The organism is Variovorax sp. BGA-UO-ETr-C22 (assembly GCF_059567965.1).
Genome location: NZ_JCAQPA010000010.1, coordinates 1,229,599 through 1,245,025 on the forward strand (window position 1 = coordinate 1,229,599; position 15,427 = coordinate 1,245,025).

General features: G+C 70.9%; 14 protein-coding genes. 2 read left to right on the forward strand and 12 right to left on the reverse strand.

Annotation, left to right across the window (positions count from 1 at the left end; all coding sequences use genetic code 11):
* From AC57B8_RS19140 to badH, 5 genes are read right to left on the reverse strand one after another with little or no spacing between them, the layout of a single operon-like run.
* A complete protein-coding gene (locus AC57B8_RS19140; RefSeq protein ID WP_496480439.1) occupies nt 1-1,029 on the reverse strand; it encodes a Bug family tripartite tricarboxylate transporter substrate binding protein in 1,029 nt (342 codons plus the stop codon).
* A gap of 42 nt (nt 1,030-1,071) precedes the next feature.
* On the reverse strand, nt 1,072-2,742 hold the full coding sequence (aliA, locus tag AC57B8_RS19145; protein WP_095746837.1) for a cyclohexanecarboxylate-CoA ligase: 1,671 nt from the start codon (nt 2,740-2,742) through the stop codon (nt 1,072-1,074).
* 51 nt (nt 2,743-2,793) lie between these two features.
* Nucleotides 2,794-3,945, reverse strand: coding sequence for a cyclohexanecarboxyl-CoA dehydrogenase (gene aliB / locus AC57B8_RS19150; protein ID WP_095746838.1), 1,152 nt, complete (start codon nt 3,943-3,945; stop codon nt 2,794-2,796).
* Between the two features lie 19 nt (nt 3,946-3,964).
* Nucleotides 3,965-4,756 carry a 2-ketocyclohexanecarboxyl-CoA hydrolase gene (badI, locus tag AC57B8_RS19155; RefSeq protein ID WP_095947987.1) on the reverse strand — a complete coding sequence of 264 codons (792 nt, stop codon included), beginning with the start codon at nt 4,754-4,756 and terminating at the stop codon, nt 3,965-3,967.
* Nucleotides 4,757-4,791: 35 nt separating this feature from the next.
* Entirely contained in the window at nt 4,792-5,559 is a 768-nt protein-coding gene (gene badH, locus AC57B8_RS19160) for a 2-hydroxycyclohexanecarboxyl-CoA dehydrogenase (RefSeq protein ID WP_095746840.1), read from the reverse strand.
* A 135-nt stretch (nt 5,560-5,694) separates the two neighbouring features.
* On the opposite strand from badH, the gene AC57B8_RS19165 reads away from it, so the two are divergent.
* The gene (locus AC57B8_RS19165; protein WP_139704429.1) at nt 5,695-6,204 is read left to right on the forward strand and encodes a MarR family winged helix-turn-helix transcriptional regulator; all 510 of its coding nucleotides are present in this window, start codon (nt 5,695-5,697) and stop codon (nt 6,202-6,204) included.
* A 21-nt stretch (nt 6,205-6,225) separates the two neighbouring features.
* On the opposite strand, the gene AC57B8_RS19170 is transcribed toward AC57B8_RS19165, so the two are convergent.
* On the reverse strand, nt 6,226-7,383 hold the full coding sequence (locus tag AC57B8_RS19170; protein WP_095746842.1) for an acyl-CoA dehydrogenase family protein: 1,158 nt from the start codon (nt 7,381-7,383) through the stop codon (nt 6,226-6,228).
* A gap of 170 nt (nt 7,384-7,553) precedes the next feature.
* Between AC57B8_RS19170 and AC57B8_RS19175 the strand changes: the two genes are divergently transcribed.
* Nucleotides 7,554-8,348, forward strand: coding sequence for an enoyl-CoA hydratase (locus tag AC57B8_RS19175; protein WP_095746843.1), 795 nt, complete (start codon nt 7,554-7,556; stop codon nt 8,346-8,348).
* Nucleotides 8,349-8,369: 21 nt separating this feature from the next.
* On the opposite strand, the gene AC57B8_RS19180 is transcribed toward AC57B8_RS19175, so the two are convergent.
* The 6 genes from AC57B8_RS19180 to AC57B8_RS19205 form a co-directional block, all read right to left on the reverse strand.
* Nucleotides 8,370-9,152 (reverse strand): SDR family NAD(P)-dependent oxidoreductase, encoded by a 783-nt coding sequence (locus AC57B8_RS19180; protein WP_062478161.1) that lies wholly within the window; start codon nt 9,150-9,152, stop codon nt 8,370-8,372.
* A gap of 59 nt (nt 9,153-9,211) precedes the next feature.
* Nucleotides 9,212-11,362 carry a fatty acid oxidation complex subunit alpha FadB gene (fadB, locus tag AC57B8_RS19185; protein ID WP_496480440.1) on the reverse strand — a complete coding sequence of 717 codons (2,151 nt, stop codon included), beginning with the start codon at nt 11,360-11,362 and terminating at the stop codon, nt 9,212-9,214.
* A gap of 89 nt (nt 11,363-11,451) precedes the next feature.
* Nucleotides 11,452-11,868 (reverse strand): EthD domain-containing protein, encoded by a 417-nt coding sequence (locus AC57B8_RS19190; RefSeq protein ID WP_095746845.1) that lies wholly within the window; start codon nt 11,866-11,868, stop codon nt 11,452-11,454.
* Nucleotides 11,865-12,692: an acyl-CoA thioesterase gene (locus AC57B8_RS19195; RefSeq protein WP_095746846.1), complete on the reverse strand. Its 828-nt coding sequence runs from the start codon at nt 12,690-12,692 to the stop codon at nt 11,865-11,867. The genes AC57B8_RS19190 and AC57B8_RS19195 overlap by 4 nt, the downstream gene beginning before the upstream one ends.
* A complete protein-coding gene (locus tag AC57B8_RS19200) occupies nt 12,689-14,101 on the reverse strand; it encodes an enoyl-CoA hydratase-related protein (RefSeq protein ID WP_496480441.1) in 1,413 nt (470 codons plus the stop codon). Before AC57B8_RS19200 ends, AC57B8_RS19195 begins: the two co-directional genes overlap by 4 nt.
* A 29-nt stretch (nt 14,102-14,130) precedes the next feature.
* Nucleotides 14,131-15,339, reverse strand: coding sequence for an acetyl-CoA C-acetyltransferase (locus AC57B8_RS19205; RefSeq protein ID WP_496480442.1), 1,209 nt, complete (start codon nt 15,337-15,339; stop codon nt 14,131-14,133).
* Nucleotides 15,340-15,427 lie beyond the last annotated feature (88 nt).

A 15,427-nucleotide genomic window follows, 5' to 3' on the forward strand; every position in this document is an offset into this window, starting at 1 on the left:
TCAATCGACCACGATCTTCTGGCGCGCGATGAGCGCGGACAGCATGGCGCCTTCATCAGCCAGCAGCTTGCGGAACTCGGGCGTGCTCATGGCCACGGGCTCGGCACCCAGGTCGCCGTAGCGCGACTTGACGGCGGGCAGCGCGAGCGCCTTGCCGAGCTCGGCGCTCATGCGGGCCAGCACCTCGGGCGGCGTGCCGTTGGGTGCCCACATGCCGAACCAGATGTCGAGGTTGGCGCCCGGAAAGCCCTGCCCGCCCACCGTGGGCACCTCGGGGAAGAAGGGCGAGCGCTTGGCACTCACGATGCCCAGCAGCTTCGCCTTGCCGGCGCGGATGTGCTGGAAGGCGATGCCGGGGTCGCAGACGAAATCGGCCTGGCCCGAGAGCACGTCCTGCAGCGCGGGCGCCGCGCCGCGATAGGGCACGTGCGTGACCTGCGTACCGGTGGCCTGCTTGAACAGCTCGCAGGCCAGGTGCGGCGGCGTGCCCGCGCCGGCCGAGGCGTACGAGAGCGTGCCGGGCTTGGCCCGCGCCAGCGTGACCAGTTCGCGCACGTCCTTCGCGGGCAGCTGCGGCTTGGCGACGAGGTACATCTGCGTGCGCCCGACCGTGGTCACCGGCGTGAGGTCGCGCGAAGGCAGCAGGCTCGCCTTGAAGAGCGAGGGGTTGGCGGTCTCGACCGAGGTCGGCGCGATGAGGAAGGTGTGGCCGTCGGGCGCGGCGCGCACCACCTCGGCGGCCGAGATGTTGCCGCTGGCGCCGGGCTTGTTGTCGATGAGCACGGTCTGGCCGAGCGACTCCGACAGCGACTGCGCGAGGATGCGCGCCATCACGTCGGTGCTGCCGCCGGGCGCAAAGCCGACGACCACGCGGATGGGCTTGGACGGCCACGCGCCCGCAGCCCCGGTGGGTGTGGTTGCAGGCGCCTGGGCCCAGGCCGCATGGCCGGCGAGCGCGAGGCCACCCAGTGCGGCCACGGCGCGGCCCAGCCGCCGGCCCACGCCGGCGGCGAATTGCTTCTTGTGCATGTGTTGTCTCCGTTGTGGTGTCGAAAGGATCGGCAGGTGCGCTCAGGCGGCCGGGGCGCCCGATTCGTCCGCGCGCAGCAGGTCGCGCAGCTTGAATTTCTGGATCTTTCCGGAGGGCGTGGAGGGCATGCTCTCGCGCACCACGAGGCGCTCCGGGATGTACTGCAGCGCCACCTTCTCGGCCTTGAGGAAGGCAACGATCGACGGCAGGTCGACCTGCCGCCCCGGCCTGGGCACCACCACCGCGCAGGCGCGCTCGCCCAGGCGCTCGTCGGGGTAGGCGACCACGGCGGCCATGGCCACGTCGGGGTGGCGGTACAGCAGCGACTCGATCTCGACCACGGGGATGTTCTCGCCGCCGCGAATGATCACGTCCTTGGTGCGCCCCGCGATGCGCACGTAGCCGCGCTCGTCGATGCGCGCGAGGTCGCCGGTGTCGAACCAGTCGGCCGCATCGGTGCCGTTGAGCTGCGGGCGCTTCAGGTAGCCGCCGAAGTTGGAGCACGCGCGCAGCAGCAGCTTGCCGATCTCGCCCGCCGGCAGCGCGAGGCCGTCGACATCGACCACCTTGAGCTCCACGCCGGGCAGCGGGCAGCCGTCGGTGTGGATGGAACGCTCGTCGTCGTCGTCCAGCCGCGTGAGCGTGACGGCGCCGTTCTCCGTCATGCCCCAGGCCGAGACGATCTTGGCGCCCAAGGCCTGGCGCGCCTGCTCGACCAGCGCGCCCGGAATGGGCGCCCCGGCGCACAGAAAGGCGCGCAGCGTGGGCACGGCCGTGCCCGACTCGGCCACGGTCTTCGACAGGTCGGAGAGAAAGGGCGTGGACGCCATGGTGAAGCTCACGCCCTCGACATTGATCGACGCGATGGCCTGCTTCGGCTCCCAGATGTCCTGCAGCACCACCGAGGCCTGCAGCACGATGGGCATCATGAGCCCGTACATGAAGCCGGTCTGGTGCGCCATGGGCGAGGCCATGAGCACCACGTCGCCGGCGCCCAGGCCCAGGCGCTGCGCGTAGGGCACGATGTTGGCCATGGTGGTGTTGGCCGAGTGCATCACGCCCTTGGGCTCGCCGGTGGTGCCCGAGGTGTAGATGAGCTGGGTCACGTCGTCGGGGCCGGGCCGGTGCTGCTGCAGGATCTGCGCGGCATCGGGCTCCTGCTCCCATGCGGGGCCGGCCAGCAGTGCCTCGAAGCTGTTCGCGCCGCTGCCGCCGACCACCACCACCTGCGCCAGGTCGGGCAGGCCGGCCTGCAGGCCCGTGGCCATCTGTTCGAAGTCGAAGCCCCGGAAGCGCGCCGGCACGATCAGCACCTTGGCCGCGCCGTGCCGCAGCATGAACGACAGCTCGCGCTCGCGGAAGATGTGCATCAGCGGGTTCATCACCGCGCCGATGCGCGAGCAGGCCAGGTAGGTCAGCGTGAACTCCCACCAGTTGGGCAGCTGGCAGGCCACCACGTCGTTGCGGCCCACGCCCAGCCGCGTGAGGCCCACGGCGATGCGGTCCGCCATGCGGCCCAGCTCGCGGTAGGTGAAGCGCACGGTGGCGCCCTCGCCCTCCCCGTCCTTCACGCGCACCGCGGTGAGCGCCACCTTGTCGGGACAAGCGGCGATGCAGGCGTCGAGCGCATCGTTGATGGTGCGGTCGTGCCACAGGCCCTGGGCCACCATGCGCGCGCGGCGCGGGGGCAGCAGTACGGCGTCGAATTCCATGATGTCTTGTCTCCTCTTGTTGTGCGAACCGGAAAGCCAGGGAACCGCCGACTACGCCGGCACCGCCGAGCGCCCGGCGCGCGTGCGGGCGACGATGGTCTTCATGATCTGGGCCGTGCCGTCGCCGATCTGGAAGCCCAGCACGTCGCGCAGGCGCTGCTCCATCGGCCCGCGGTCGTAGCCGCCGTGGCCGAACATCAGCAGGCACTGGTGGATGGCGTCGTAGGCCAGCTTGGGGCCCCACCACTTGCACATGGCGGCCTCGGCGGTGTGCGGCGCGCCCTTGTCCTTGAGCCACAGGGTCTGCAGGCACAGCAGGCGCGCGGCCTCGATCTGCGTGTCGAAGTCGGCCAGCGGATGCGACACGCCCTGGAACGCCGACAGCGGCTTGCCGAAGGCTTCGCGCTGCGCGACGTACTCCCAGGTTTCTTCCAGCGCCACGCGCGCCACGGCCAGCACCTGCAGCCCGATGAGCGCGCGCGAGAAATCGAAGCCCTGCATGACCTGCACGAAGCCCTTGTTTTCTTCGCCCAGCCGGTGGTCGACGGGCACGCGCACGTTCTCGAAGAACAGCGAGCCGCGCCCGATGGCGCGCTGGCCGTGGCAGTCGAAGCGGTTGCGCGTGACACCGGGCAGGTCCATCGGCACCAGCAGCGCGGTCACGCCGTGGGCCGCCGACTCGATGCTGCCGGTGCGCCCGAACACCACGGCCGCGTCGGCCTGGTCGGCGGCCGAGATGGAGGTCTTCTCGCCGTTGAGCACGTAGTGATCGCCCACGCGCTCCACGCGCAGGCGCAGGTTGGCGGCGTCGGAGCCGCCGCGCGGCTCGGTCAGCGCAATGGCGAACAGCGCCTCGCCCTGCGTGAGCTTGGCCAGCCACGGCGCCACCACCTCGGGCCGGCCGTGCTCGCACAGGATCTGCCCGTTGAGCGAGGCCAGCAGGTTGATGTAGCTCAGGCTCAGGTCGGCGCGGGCGATCTCTTCGTGGATCACGCCGGCCGCCAGGCAGCCCAGGCCCTGGCCGCCGTGGGCCTCGGGCAGCTCGGGCGCGATGAAGCCCATCTCGCCCATCTCGCGCATCAGCGCGCGGTCGAGCACGCGCGTGGCGTCGCGCTCCAGGAAGCCGGGCGCCACGCGCCCGGTGGCGAAGCGGCGCGCATGCTCGGCCAGCGTCGCCAGGTCGTCGTCGATGTACGGGTTCATCGCGGTGGTCCTGCTGCGGCTACTTGGCGTACTTGCGGAACTCGGGCTTGCGCCGTTCCTGCAGGGCCGCGACGCCCTCGCGCGACTCTTCGGTGTCGTAGTACAGCTTGAGCGCGTACATGCCCAGGCCCGCGATGCCGGCCTGGTGCGCCGTGTCGGCGTTGAAGCTGCGCTTGGCGATGGCCAGCGCGGTGGGGCTGCGCTCGCAGATTTCCTCGGCCCACTTCTGCACCTCGGCGTCGAGCTGCTCGTGCGGCACCACGGCGTTGGCCAGGCCCATGGCCACGGCCTCGGCGCCGCTGTAGCGGCGGTTCAGGTACCAGATCTCGCGCGCCTTCTTCTCGCCGACCACGCGGGCCAGGAAGGCGGTGCCGTAGCCCGGATCGACCGAGCCCATCTTCGGGCCGACCTGGCCGAACACGGCTTTCTCGGAGGCGATGGTCAGGTCGCAGATGGTGCACAGCACGTTGCCGCCGCCGATGGCAAAGCCCTGCACGCGCGCGATGACGGGCTTGGGCACGTTGCGGATGGCGTCGTGCAGCTCTTCCATCGGCAGGCCGATGGTGCCGCGCCCGTCGTAGTTGCCGTTGTGGGCCGACTGGTCGCCGCCGGTGCAGAAGGCCTTCTCGCCGGCGCCGGCCAGCACGATGGCGCCCACGCCGCGGTCGTAGCCCGCGCGGTTGAGCGCGCGGATGATCTCGTCGCAGGTCTGGCCGCGGAAGGCGTTCATCTTCTCGGGGCGGTTGATGGTGATCCACGCCACGCCGTTGCGCACGTCGTAGAGGATGTCTTCGAAGTCGGGGGATGCCATGGGGGTCTCCTGAAAGGTGTCGGGTGTGTGGGGGGTCAGCCGTTCATCGTCAGGCCACCCGAGACGCTGAGCACCTGCCCGGTCACGAAGGCCGCGTCGTCGCTGGCGAAGAAAAGAATGGCGCCCGGCAGGTCGTTCGGCTGGCCGATGCGGCCCAGCGGAATGGAGCGCGTGAAGGCCTCCATGAGCTTCTCTGGGTTGCCCGCGCCTTCCTTGTATTCGGCGAAGAGCGCGGTGTCGGTGGGGCCGGGGCACACCACGTTCACGGTGATGCCGTGGCGCGCGTGCTCGCGGGCGATGGTCTTGGAGAACGCCACCAGCCCGCCCTTGCAGGCCGCGTACACCGCCTCGCCCGAGGAGCCCACGCGCGCCGCGTCGGAGGCGATGTTGACGATGCGCCCCGCCTTGCGCGCGGCCATGCCGGGCAGCACGGCGTGGTGCATGTGCAGCGCGCCGGTGAGGTTGATGGCGATGAGCTTGTCCCACTGCGCGGGCTCGGTCTTGGTGAAGGGCTTGAACACGTCCCAGCCGGCGTTGTTGACCAGCACGTCGACCGGGCCGAAGCGCGCCACCACGGCGGCCACGGCCGCGTCGACGCCGGGGCGGTCGGTGATGTCGCAGCGGAAGGCCTGCGCCTGGCCGCCGTCGGCGCGGATCTGCGCGGCCACCGCTTCGGCGGCCTCGAGGTTCATGTCGAACACCGCCACGCGGGCGCCGTCCTGGGCGAAACGGCGGCTGGTGGCGCCGCCGATGCCGCCACCGCCGCCGGTGACGATCACTGTCTTGTCCTGAAATCGCTGCATCTGGTTCTCCTGGGGTGCGAGGGCTTGCTATATCGTTGGGCCGTTGGGCGCCACTTTTGAGGCATTTACGTAAATACGTTGACGTATTATGAGATGCTGCCGTGGCGTCGCGCAAGCCTTTCCGAAAGAAAAAACATGCCAAACACTAGCGAAAACACCGACGCAGCACGCATGGCGCTGGCCAATCGGGTGTTCTTCCGCCTCTATCAATGCGCAAACATGTTGCATAAAACCGGCAGCCGCGCGGTCGAGGCCGAGGGCCTGACGACGCAGCAATGGGCCGTGCTCGGCGCGCTGTCGCGCGACGAGGCCGAGGGGGGAATGAGCGTGGGGGACCTGGCGCGCTACCTGAAGGTCAGCCGCCAGAACCTGTCGGGCCTGGTCAGCCGCATGGAGCGCGACGGGCACGTGACGACCGCGCCCGACAGCCGCGACCGGCGGTCACGGCTGGTCACGATGACCGGGTCGGGGCAACACGTGTGGAAGGTGGAAGCGCAGCCGAAGATCTACGCCTACTACGAGCAGGTGCTGGACGGGTTCTCGGTGAACGACGTCACGCACACCCTGCACTACCTGCTGAAGCTGCTCGACAACATGCAGCGGGTGGACGATGCGCAGGGGGGAGCGGAAGAGCCGGCGGAGTGACGCCGGCCCCCGCGGCCTGAATCAGGCCTTGGCCAGGCGCTTGGCCATGCTCCAGCGGTGCACTTCCGACGGACCGTCGTAGATCCGGAAAGCCCGCATGTCGCGAAAGATGCGCGCGGCCACGGTCTCGTCCGAGACGCCGCTCGCGCCGAGGATCTGCACCGAGCGGTCGACCACGCGCCACTCGGCCTCCGAGCACAGCACCTTGGCCACGCTCGACTCGTGGCGGCCCTTGCCGCCCTGGTCGAGCACCCAGGCGCAGTGCCAGATGGTCAGGCGCGAGACGTGCAGGTCCATCTCGTTGTCGGCCAGCATGAAGCCCACGCCCTCGTGCTCCACCAGCGCATGGCCGAAGGCCTGGCGGCGGCGGGCGTAGTCGGCGGCGAGCTCGTGCACGCGGCGCGCGGCGCCGAGCCAGCGCATGCAGTGCGTGAGGCGCGCGGGCGCCAGCCGCACCTGCGCGTAGCGAAAGCCCTCGCCGATCGCGCCGAGCACGTCGGCGGCCGGCACGCGCAGGCCGTCGAAGCGCACCACGCCGTGGCCGCCGGTGAAGCAGCTGTCGAGTGCGTCGATCTGCCGTTCGATCACGATCTCGGGCTGGTCCATGTCGGCCAGGAACATGGTCGACGACCCGTCTTCCATGCGCGCCATGATGATCGCGAAGCCCGCGCCGGTGGCGCCGGTGATGAACCACTTGCGCCCGGTGATCACGTAGTGGTCGCCGTCGCGCACGGCCACGGTCTGCATCATCGACGGGTCGGAGCCGGCGCCGGGTGGCGGCTCGGTCATGCAGAAGCACGAGCGCACGTGGCCGTCGATGAGCGGCTGCAGCCAGCGCGCCTTCTGCGCCGGCGTGGCCACCACCTCCATCAGGTGCACGTTGCCTTCGTCGGGCGCGTGGATGTTGAGCGCCACCGGGCCTAGCGGCGAATAACCCGCCTCCTCGAACACGATGGCCTTGTCGACGTGCGACAGGCCCAGTCCGCCGTGCTCCTTGGACGCGTGCGGCGTGAGCAGGCCGGCGCGGCGTGCGCGCGCCACCAGCTCGTCGCGCAGCGCCTCGGCGGGGCCGTGCGAATCCTGCCGGGGGTCGGATTCGAGCGGAATCACCTCCTCGGCGATGAAGCGGCGCGTTCGTTCCTGCAGGTCGAGCTGGGCCGGGGTGAGGCTGAAGTCCATGGTGGGACGCTCCTTCTTTCTCTGTGAAATTCAAGGATGGACGGATTGAAGACAATGCGGCGCATGGTGCCGACGCGGGCGCGGGTTTCGAGTCGTGAGCGGGACAAACCCGCCGGATTCGTCCGTTCCGACGATGCCGCGGCCCGGCCTGCGCCCAACACTGACACGCCATGAACACACCTGCAACCGACAACGACGCCGACAACGTCCTCCTGCTCACCCGTCCACAGGACGGCTGCGCCTGCCTCACGCTGAACCGCCCGCAGGCCATGAACGCCCTGTCGCTCGCGCTGCGGCGCGCGCTGGTGCGCACGCTCGACACGCTCGCGCAGGACGACAGCGTGCGCGTGCTCGTCCTCACCGGCGCGGGCCGCGCCTTCTGCGCCGGCCTGGACCTGCGCGAGATCGACCCCGGCGCCATCACCGGCGACGCCGGCACCGACGTGGCCACCGCGCTCGCGAACTTTCCACGCCCGGTGATCGGTGCCGTGAACGGCGCGGCCATCACGGGCGGCCTCGAGGTGGCACTGGCCTGCGACCTGCTGATCGCCTCGAGCGAAGCGCGCTTTGCCGACACCCACGCGCGCATCGGCGTGATCCCGGGCTGGGGGCTGTCGCAGCGGCTGTCGCGGCTCATCGGCATTGCGCGTGCGAAAGAGATGGCCTTCAGCGGCAACTTCGTCGGTGCCGAGCAGGCCGAGCGCTGGGGGCTGGTCAACCGCGTGACGACGCCCGAGCAGCTGATGCCCGAGGCGCTGGCGTTGGCCGCCGACATCGCGAGCGCGCTGCCCGAGATGCTGCCGGTCTACAAGCGCCTGATCGACGACGGCCATGCGCGCAGCTTCGCCGAAGGCATGGCGCTGGAGCAGGCCGCCACGCGCGACTGGGCCGCGTCGCTCACGCCCGAGGTGCTGCGCGCACGGCGCGAGGCGGTGCAGGCGCGGGGGCGTGCGCAGAAGGGCTGACGACAGCCCTTCGCCCGGGCGTCAGCGCGGCGCCATCCGGATCGCGCCGTCCAGCCGCACGCTCTCGCCATTGAAGTAGCCGTTGGTGATCATCAGCTCGGCCAGCGTCGCGTACTCGGCCGGGTTGCCCAGGCGCTTGGGGAACGGCACCGAGGCGGCCAGCGCGGCCTTCACGTTGTCGGGCGCGCCCTGCAGCAGCGGCGTGTTGAAGATGCCCGGCAGGATGGTGTTCACGCGGATGCCCTCGCCCATGAGGTCGCGTGCGATGGGCAGCGTCATGCCGACCACGCCGGCCTTCGAGGCGGTGTAGGCGGCCTGGCCCATCTGGCCGTCCTGCGCCGCGACCGAGGCGGTGTTGACGATGGCGCCGCGCTCGCCGTCTTCCAGCGCATCGAGCGTAAGCATGCCGGCCGCCGACTTGGCGATGCAGCGGAAGGTGCCCACGAGGTTGATCTGGATGATGCGGTCGAAGTTGGCGAGCGGAAAGTGCTTGATCTCGCCCGAAGCCTTGTCGCGGCTCGCGGTCTTCACCGCGTTGCCGGTGCCGGCGCAGTTGACCAGCACGCGCTCCTGGCCGTGCGCGGCGCGCGCCTTGGCAAAGGCCGCGTCGACCTGCTCTTCCGACGTGACATCGACCTTGCAGAACACGCCGCCCAGCTCCTTGGCCAGGGCCTCGCCCTGCTCCACGTTGAGGTCGAACAGCGCGACCTTCACGCCGTGGCTGGCCAGGCGGCGCGCGGTGGCGGCCCCGAGGCCCGAGGCGCCGCCCGTGACGACGGCGGCAATGCTGGAATCGAGTTGCATCTCTTGTTGTCCTTGGATAGAGAGAGAAAGGAAGAAAGAAAACCGAAAACGCCTGCCGTTCAGACCGGGTAGTAGCGCAACTTGCGCGCCGCCATCTCGCGCATCCGCGCCGTGGGCGCATACGGCGCGCCGAGCGCCGCATGTTTGTCGCACAGCGCGACCACGCGGTCCAGCCCCAGCCAGTCGGCGTACTTGAGCGCGCCGCCCGCGTAGGCCGGAAAGCCCACGCCGAGCAGCAGCGCCATGTCGAGCTCGGCCGGCGTGGCGACCACGCCGTCTTCGAGCGCGTGCGCGGCCTCGACCACCATCGGCAGCATCATGCGTTCGACGATCTCCGTGTCCGCGAAGTCGCGCCGCCCTTGCGGCTGCAGCGTGGCGACCAGCGCATGCGCCTCGGGCGCGGCCGACTTGCGCGGGCGGCCCGTGGGGTCGTTCTCGTAGCGGTAGAAGCCCGCGCCGTTCTTCTGGCCGTAGCGCTTGTTCGCCACCATGAGCTTCACGGCGTTGCGTTCGAGGGCCGGCATGCGCTGCGGGTAGCCCGCGGCGATCACGTCGCCCACGTGCGCGCCCACGTCCATGCCCACCACGTCCTGCAGGTAGGCCGGACCCATGGGCCAGCCGAAGGCTTCCATCGCGCGGTCGACCGCCTCGAAGTCGGCGCCATCGGCCACCAGCTGCACGAAGGCGTTGATGTACGGCGTGAGGATGCGGTTGACCAGGAAGCCCGGGCAGTCCTTCACCACGATGGGCGTCTTGCCCATGGCCACGGCATAGCCCACGGCGGTGGACACGGCGGCGTCGCGCGTCTTCGCGCCCTGGATCACTTCCACCAGCTGCATCACCGGCACGGGGTTGAAGAAGTGCATGCCGACAAAGTCCTCGGGACGCGCGAGCGGCTGGGCGATGTCGTCGATGCGCAGGCTCGAGGTGTTCGAGGCGATCACGGTGCCGGGCTTCACACTGCGCTCCAGCGCGGCCAGCACCTTGCGCTTGACCTCGAGGCTCTCGACCACGGCCTCGACCACGCAGTCCACCGTGTCGAAGCCGGCCTCGTCGAGCTGCGGAACGATCGACGCGCGGATGGCATCGGCTTTTGCCTGCGCGAGCCGGCCGTTCTTGACCTGCTTGGCGAGCTGCTTTCCGGCCTCGGCCATGCCCAGGTCGAGCTGCGGCTGCGCGATGTCCTTCATGCGCACCGGCGTGCCGCGCAGCGCGCTCGTGTAAGCGATGCCGCCGCCCATGATGCCGGCGCCGAGCACGGCCGCCTGCTTCACGGGACGGCCTTCGCGCGCGTGGCGCTTGTAGAGCTTCTTGAGCGCCTGGTCGTTGAGAAAGGCCTGCACCAGCGAGGCGGCGGCCTGCGTCTTCGCGACGCGGCCGAAGGCGGCCGATTCGAGGTCGAGTGCGCCCGCGCGGTCGCGGCCGGCGGCCTCGGCCATCATTTCGAGCGCAATGAGGGCTGCGGGCTGGTGCTTGCCGCTGCGCGCCGCCACCTGCGTGCGCGCGGTCTCGACCAGCGCGCCCGCCTCCTGGGCCGACAGCGCCAGCGGCGCGCGCTTGCGTTGCTGCGCGGCCTGCCAGTCGATCTCGCCGCGCACCGCACGCTGCAGCAGCGCGAGCGCACGGTCTCGCAGGGCCTCGGGCGCGGCGACCTCGTCGGTCACGCCCGCGGCCAGCGCAGCCGGCGCCTTGGCCGGCCTGCCGCTCGCCACCCAGTCGATGGCCGTGGCCAGGCCCGCCAGGCGCGACAGCCGCACCGTGCCGCCGAAGCCGGGGAACAGCCCGAGCTTCACCTCGGGCACGCCGACCTGGGCCGTGTCGGCCATCACGCGCAACGGCGCGAGCATCGCCAGCTCCAGCCCGCCGCCGAGTGCGAAGCCGTTGATGGCGACCACGCTGGGCACGGCCAGGTCTTCGAAGGCGTTGAACAGCTCGTTGCTGGCGCGCACGCCGCGCGCGATGTCGGCCTCGGCCTGCTGGAAGGTGGCGCCGAACTCGGTGATGTCAGCGCCGACGATGAACACGTCTTTCGCGCTCGTCACCAGCACGCCGCGCACATCGGGCGAGGCCGCGATGCGCTCGGTGGCCTGGCGAAACTCGTCGACGGTGCGCGCGTCGAGCTTGTTGATGGCCTCGCCGCGCCGGTCGAAGCGCAGCTCCACCAGCCCGTCCTGCAACGGCAGGACTTCGATACTTTCGCCTTGGAACAAAGGGGGTCTCCTCGCGGCCGGCGACACGCCAGCCTGTGGGAAAAAGTTTAGGGACGCGCCCTGCGCGCAGGCATCGTCCGAAGCGACGATTACAGGCGGCCGCGCGCCTGCAGGTAGTCGCGCACCGCCTCGGCGGCGGGGTCGCCGACCACGGCGAATTCGTCGGTGAAGAAGATCGGCGAAGCGGCCAGGTCGATGAAGCGGCGTTCGTCCGCCAGCAGCTCGGCACTCGCGCGGCGGGCGTCCTCGCGCCGCGCGCCGGTGCGCGCTTCGAGGCTGTCCCACCACAGCTCGGCCACGCCGTCGAAGGGCGCGGGACTGCCGCGCGGCACGGCCAGCGGCTGCACGAGTGCGTCGTCGAGCGTGTGCGACTGCACGTAGCGCCGCAGCCCCAGCACCTCGGCGCGCTCGGCGACGAGCGGTGCATGCACATTTCGCCAGTGGTGCTGGAACTGCGCGCGGTCCAGGTGCGGCAAGCGCCGCAGGCAGAAGACGAGCTTGATCATCGGCGCACCCGGATCAGCCCTTCCTGCGCGACCGAGGCCACGAGCCGGCCGGCGCGGTCGAACAGCGCGCCGCGGCAGAAGCCCCGCGCATGCTCGGCCGAGGGCGAGTCGGCGTCGTACAGCAGCCAGTCGTCGCAGCGGAAATCGCGGTGGAACCACATCGCGTGGTCCAGGCTCACGCCCTGCACGCCGGGTTGCTGAAACGCCAGGCCGTGCGGCTGCATCGCCACGCCCATGAAGCTGTAGTCGGAGGCATAGGCCAGCATCGCCTGGTGCAGCAGCGGGTCGTCGGGCAGCACATCGGCGGTGCGCAGCCAAAGCTGGCTGCGCGGCGGGCGCGGGCCGGCCGTGACCGGGTCGCGCGGGTCAACGTAGCGGAACTCGATCGGTCCTTCGACGCGCACTCGAGGGCCGGCGCGGGGCGTGAGGTCTTCGGGCGGCGGCGCCTCGGGCATCGCGCACTGGTGCGACACGCCCGCCTCGCGCCGGTGGAACGAGGCCGACATGTGGAAGATCGGCTCGCCATGCTGGATGGCGACCACGCGCCGCGTCGTGAAGCTCGCGCCGTCGCGGATGCGGTCGACGTCGTAGACGATGGGCGCGGCCTTGTCCCCCGCGCGCAGGAAGTAGCCGTGCAGCGAATGCGCCGCATGCCCGTCGACCGTGCGGGCCGCGGCCATCAGCGCCTGCCCGAGCACCTGGCCGCCGAAGACGGCGGGCGCGCCGATGTCGGTGCTGGTGCCGCGAAACAGGTTCTTCTCGAGCTGTTCGAGCTGCAGCTGGGCGACCAGCGACTGCAGCGCTTGCGCGCGGCCTGGGCTCACGCGGCGTGCTCCACGGGATAGAACAGCGTGTTCGATTGCGCGCGTTGGCGCAACGCAGCCGTGGGCTTGAAGCGCTCGCCGTGGCGCTGCGCGAGTGCATCGCAGCGCGCGACGAAGGCCGCGAGGCCGACGGTCTCGATGTACGAGAGCGTGCCGCCGGTCCAGTCGGGATAGCCCAATGCAAGCACCGCGCCGAGGTCGGCTTCGACCGGCTGCTTCAGCACGCCTTCTTCGAGGCAACGTGCGGCTTCGAGCGCGAGCAGCGACAGCAGGCGTTCGCCGACGGCGCGTGCGTCGGGCTGCGATGTGGTGGCCTGTGTCGCGGGAGCATCGGCAGCCAGCGGACTCTCTCCCAACCCGGCCTGCCGCGCGGCGTTCGCAATCAATGCAGGCGACACGCCTTCCGACAACAGCGCCGCGCCTTCACTTCGGTACAGCTGCCGCAGCCGTTCGACATACGCAGCATTGACCGTACTCAAGTCGCCCTTGCGCCGCAGCGCCGCGCCCCGGTTCACGAACAGCGTGCGCATCAGGTTGCGCGCCACCGGGCCGGCCAGCAAGGGACCGAAGCACTGCGCCTCGACCGCCAGGCCCGCGTCCATCGGCAGCTGCGTGCCTTCGTACACCGCCGACAGGATGGCCAGCGGCGCGGGCAGCTGGTCGTGCGTGTCGCGCCGCACCTGCGCCAACGTGGCGCCGAAGCTCGCGCCCGCGTGCGGTGCGAGCGCGCCCGCGCCACCGGGCACCTGAAAACCCTTCACGTCCCACGGCTGCTGGCCGGCGTCGGGGTGGTCGAGCACCCAGCGACGGGCCACGGCCACGAGCTGGTCGGCCGGCGCGAGCGCATCGACCATGCCCAGCGCCAGCGCCTCGGCCGGCGCCACATGCCGGCCCGACAGCAGCAGCGGCAGCGCGCGCGCAATGCCGATCAGGCGCGGCAGCCGCTGCGTGCCACCGCCCACGGGCAGCAGGCCGACCGTGACTTCGGGCAGCCCGACCACCGCGCGCGGCTCGTCGAGCAGCACGCGGTGGTGGCAGGCCAGCGCCAGCTCGAAGCCGCCGCCCAGCGCCACGCCGTTGATGGCCGCCGCCACGGGCTTGCCGCAGCGCTCCAGTTCGCGCAGCGCGCGGCCGCCGGGTGCGATCGCCTCGATGGCCTCGGCCGCGCCGCCGCCCGTGGCATGAAAGCCCACGAGGTCCTTCAGGTCGGCCCCGGCCATGAAGCCGCTGGCCTTGCCCGAGGTGATGACCGCGCCGCGCACGTCGGCGCGCTGCGCGATCTGCGCCACGGCCTCGCGCAGTTCGGCCGTGAAGCCGGGCGTGAACACGTTCATCGGCCGCTCAGGCACGTCGAGGGTGAGGAGCCCGACGCCGTCGGCATCGACCTCGAATCGGATGTGGGAAGGCATAGAGAAAAATGGAAGAGAAGACGTGCTGCTCAGACGCGCTCGATCACCAGCGCGGTCGACTGCCCCGCCGCGGCGCACAGCGTGACCAGGCCCAGGCGGGCGTCGCGCCGCTCCAGCTCGTCGAGCAGCGTGCCCGTGAGGATCGCGCCGGTGGCGCCCAGCGGGTGGCCCAGCGCGATGGCGCCGCCGTTCACGTTGATGCGCGCGGGGTCGATGTCGAAGTGGCGCGCATAGCGCATCGGCACCACCGAGAAGGCTTCGTTCACTTCGAACAGGTCGATGTCGCCGATGCCCAGGCCGCAGCGCGCCAGCAGACGCTCGGTGGCGGGCATCGGGCCGCCCAGGCTCAGCAGCGGCTCGTCGGCGCACGAGGCGCTGCCGACGATGCGCGCGCGCGGCTTCAATCCGTTGCGCGTGCCGTAGTCGCGGTTGCCCAGCAGCACCGCGCAGGCGCCGTCGACGATGCCGCTCGAGTTGCCGCCGGTGTGGATCGGCGCGATGTGCGAGAGCTGCGGGTAGCGCTGCAGCAGGATCGCTTCGTAGCCCTGCGCGGCCACGCCGGCAAACGCCGGCTTGAGCTTGGCGAGGTCGGCCATCGTGGTGCCGGGGCGGTTGGCCTCGTCTTTCGCGAGCACGGTGCGGCCGAGCCGGTCGCGCACGGGCACGAGCGAGCGGTCGAAGCGGCCCTCGGCCTGCGCCACGGCGGCACGGCGCTGGCTTTCCACGGCGTAGGCATCGACCGCCTCGCGGTCCACGCCGTCGAGCATGGCCATGAGGTCGGCCGCCACGCCGTTGGGGATGTAGGGGTAGCGCTGGCCCACGGCCGGGTCGGTGTAGACCGCGCCGCCGTCGCTGCCGATGGTCACGCGCGACATCGACTCCACGCCGCCGCCGATCACCGCGTCGGCCTGGCCCGAGGCCACGAGGCCGAAGCCCATCTTCAGCGTGTCGAGCGCCGAGGTGCAGAAGCGGTTGAGCTGGAAGCCCACCACGCTGTCGCCGTAGCCGGCCGACAGCAGCGCGACGCGCGCGATGTCGGCGCCCTGCTCGCCCACCGGCATCACCACGCCCAGGCCCACGTCCTCGATCTGCGTGGGGTCGAGCGCATGGCGTTCGCGCAGCGCCTGCAGCACCTGCGTGGCCAGCTGCACCGGCGTGATGGGGTGCAGCGCACCGTCGGCGCGCCCCTTGCCGCGCGGCGTGCGCACGTGGTCGTAGATGAAAACGTCGTCGGTCATGGGCAGGGCGCCGCCCGGGTGCGCAAGGCCACCGGATGCAGGGGAATTCAGTTTGTCTGCGGCCAGTTTAGGAAGCAGAATCGGTTGC

Excerpts from the sequence above, each read along its gene's own strand:
- AC57B8_RS19140 (WP_496480439.1), bottom strand. The coding sequence starts at position 1,029 with ATGCACAAGAAGCAATTCGCCGCCGGCGTGGGCCGGCGGCTGGGCCGC.
- AC57B8_RS19205 (WP_496480442.1), bottom strand. The coding sequence starts at position 15,339 with ATGACCGACGACGTTTTCATCTACGACCACGTGCGCACGCCGCGCGGC.
- AC57B8_RS19175 (WP_095746843.1), top strand. The coding sequence starts at position 7,554 with ATGAACACACCTGCAACCGACAACGACGCCGACAACGTCCTCCTGCTC.
- AC57B8_RS19165 (WP_139704429.1), top strand. The coding sequence starts at position 5,695 with ATGCCAAACACTAGCGAAAACACCGACGCAGCACGCATGGCGCTGGCC.
- badH (WP_095746840.1), bottom strand. The coding sequence starts at position 5,559 with ATGCAGCGATTTCAGGACAAGACAGTGATCGTCACCGGCGGCGGTGGC.
- AC57B8_RS19200 (WP_496480441.1), bottom strand. The coding sequence starts at position 14,101 with ATGCCTTCCCACATCCGATTCGAGGTCGATGCCGACGGCGTCGGGCTC.
- AC57B8_RS19190 (WP_095746845.1), bottom strand. The coding sequence starts at position 11,868 with ATGATCAAGCTCGTCTTCTGCCTGCGGCGCTTGCCGCACCTGGACCGC.
- AC57B8_RS19170 (WP_095746842.1), bottom strand. The coding sequence starts at position 7,383 with ATGGACTTCAGCCTCACCCCGGCCCAGCTCGACCTGCAGGAACGAACG.
- AC57B8_RS19180 (WP_062478161.1), bottom strand. The coding sequence starts at position 9,152 with ATGCAACTCGATTCCAGCATTGCCGCCGTCGTCACGGGCGGCGCCTCG.
- aliA (WP_095746837.1), bottom strand. The coding sequence starts at position 2,742 with ATGGAATTCGACGCCGTACTGCTGCCCCCGCGCCGCGCGCGCATGGTG.
- badI (WP_095947987.1), bottom strand. The coding sequence starts at position 4,756 with ATGGCATCCCCCGACTTCGAAGACATCCTCTACGACGTGCGCAACGGC.
- aliB (WP_095746838.1), bottom strand. The coding sequence starts at position 3,945 with ATGAACCCGTACATCGACGACGACCTGGCGACGCTGGCCGAGCATGCG.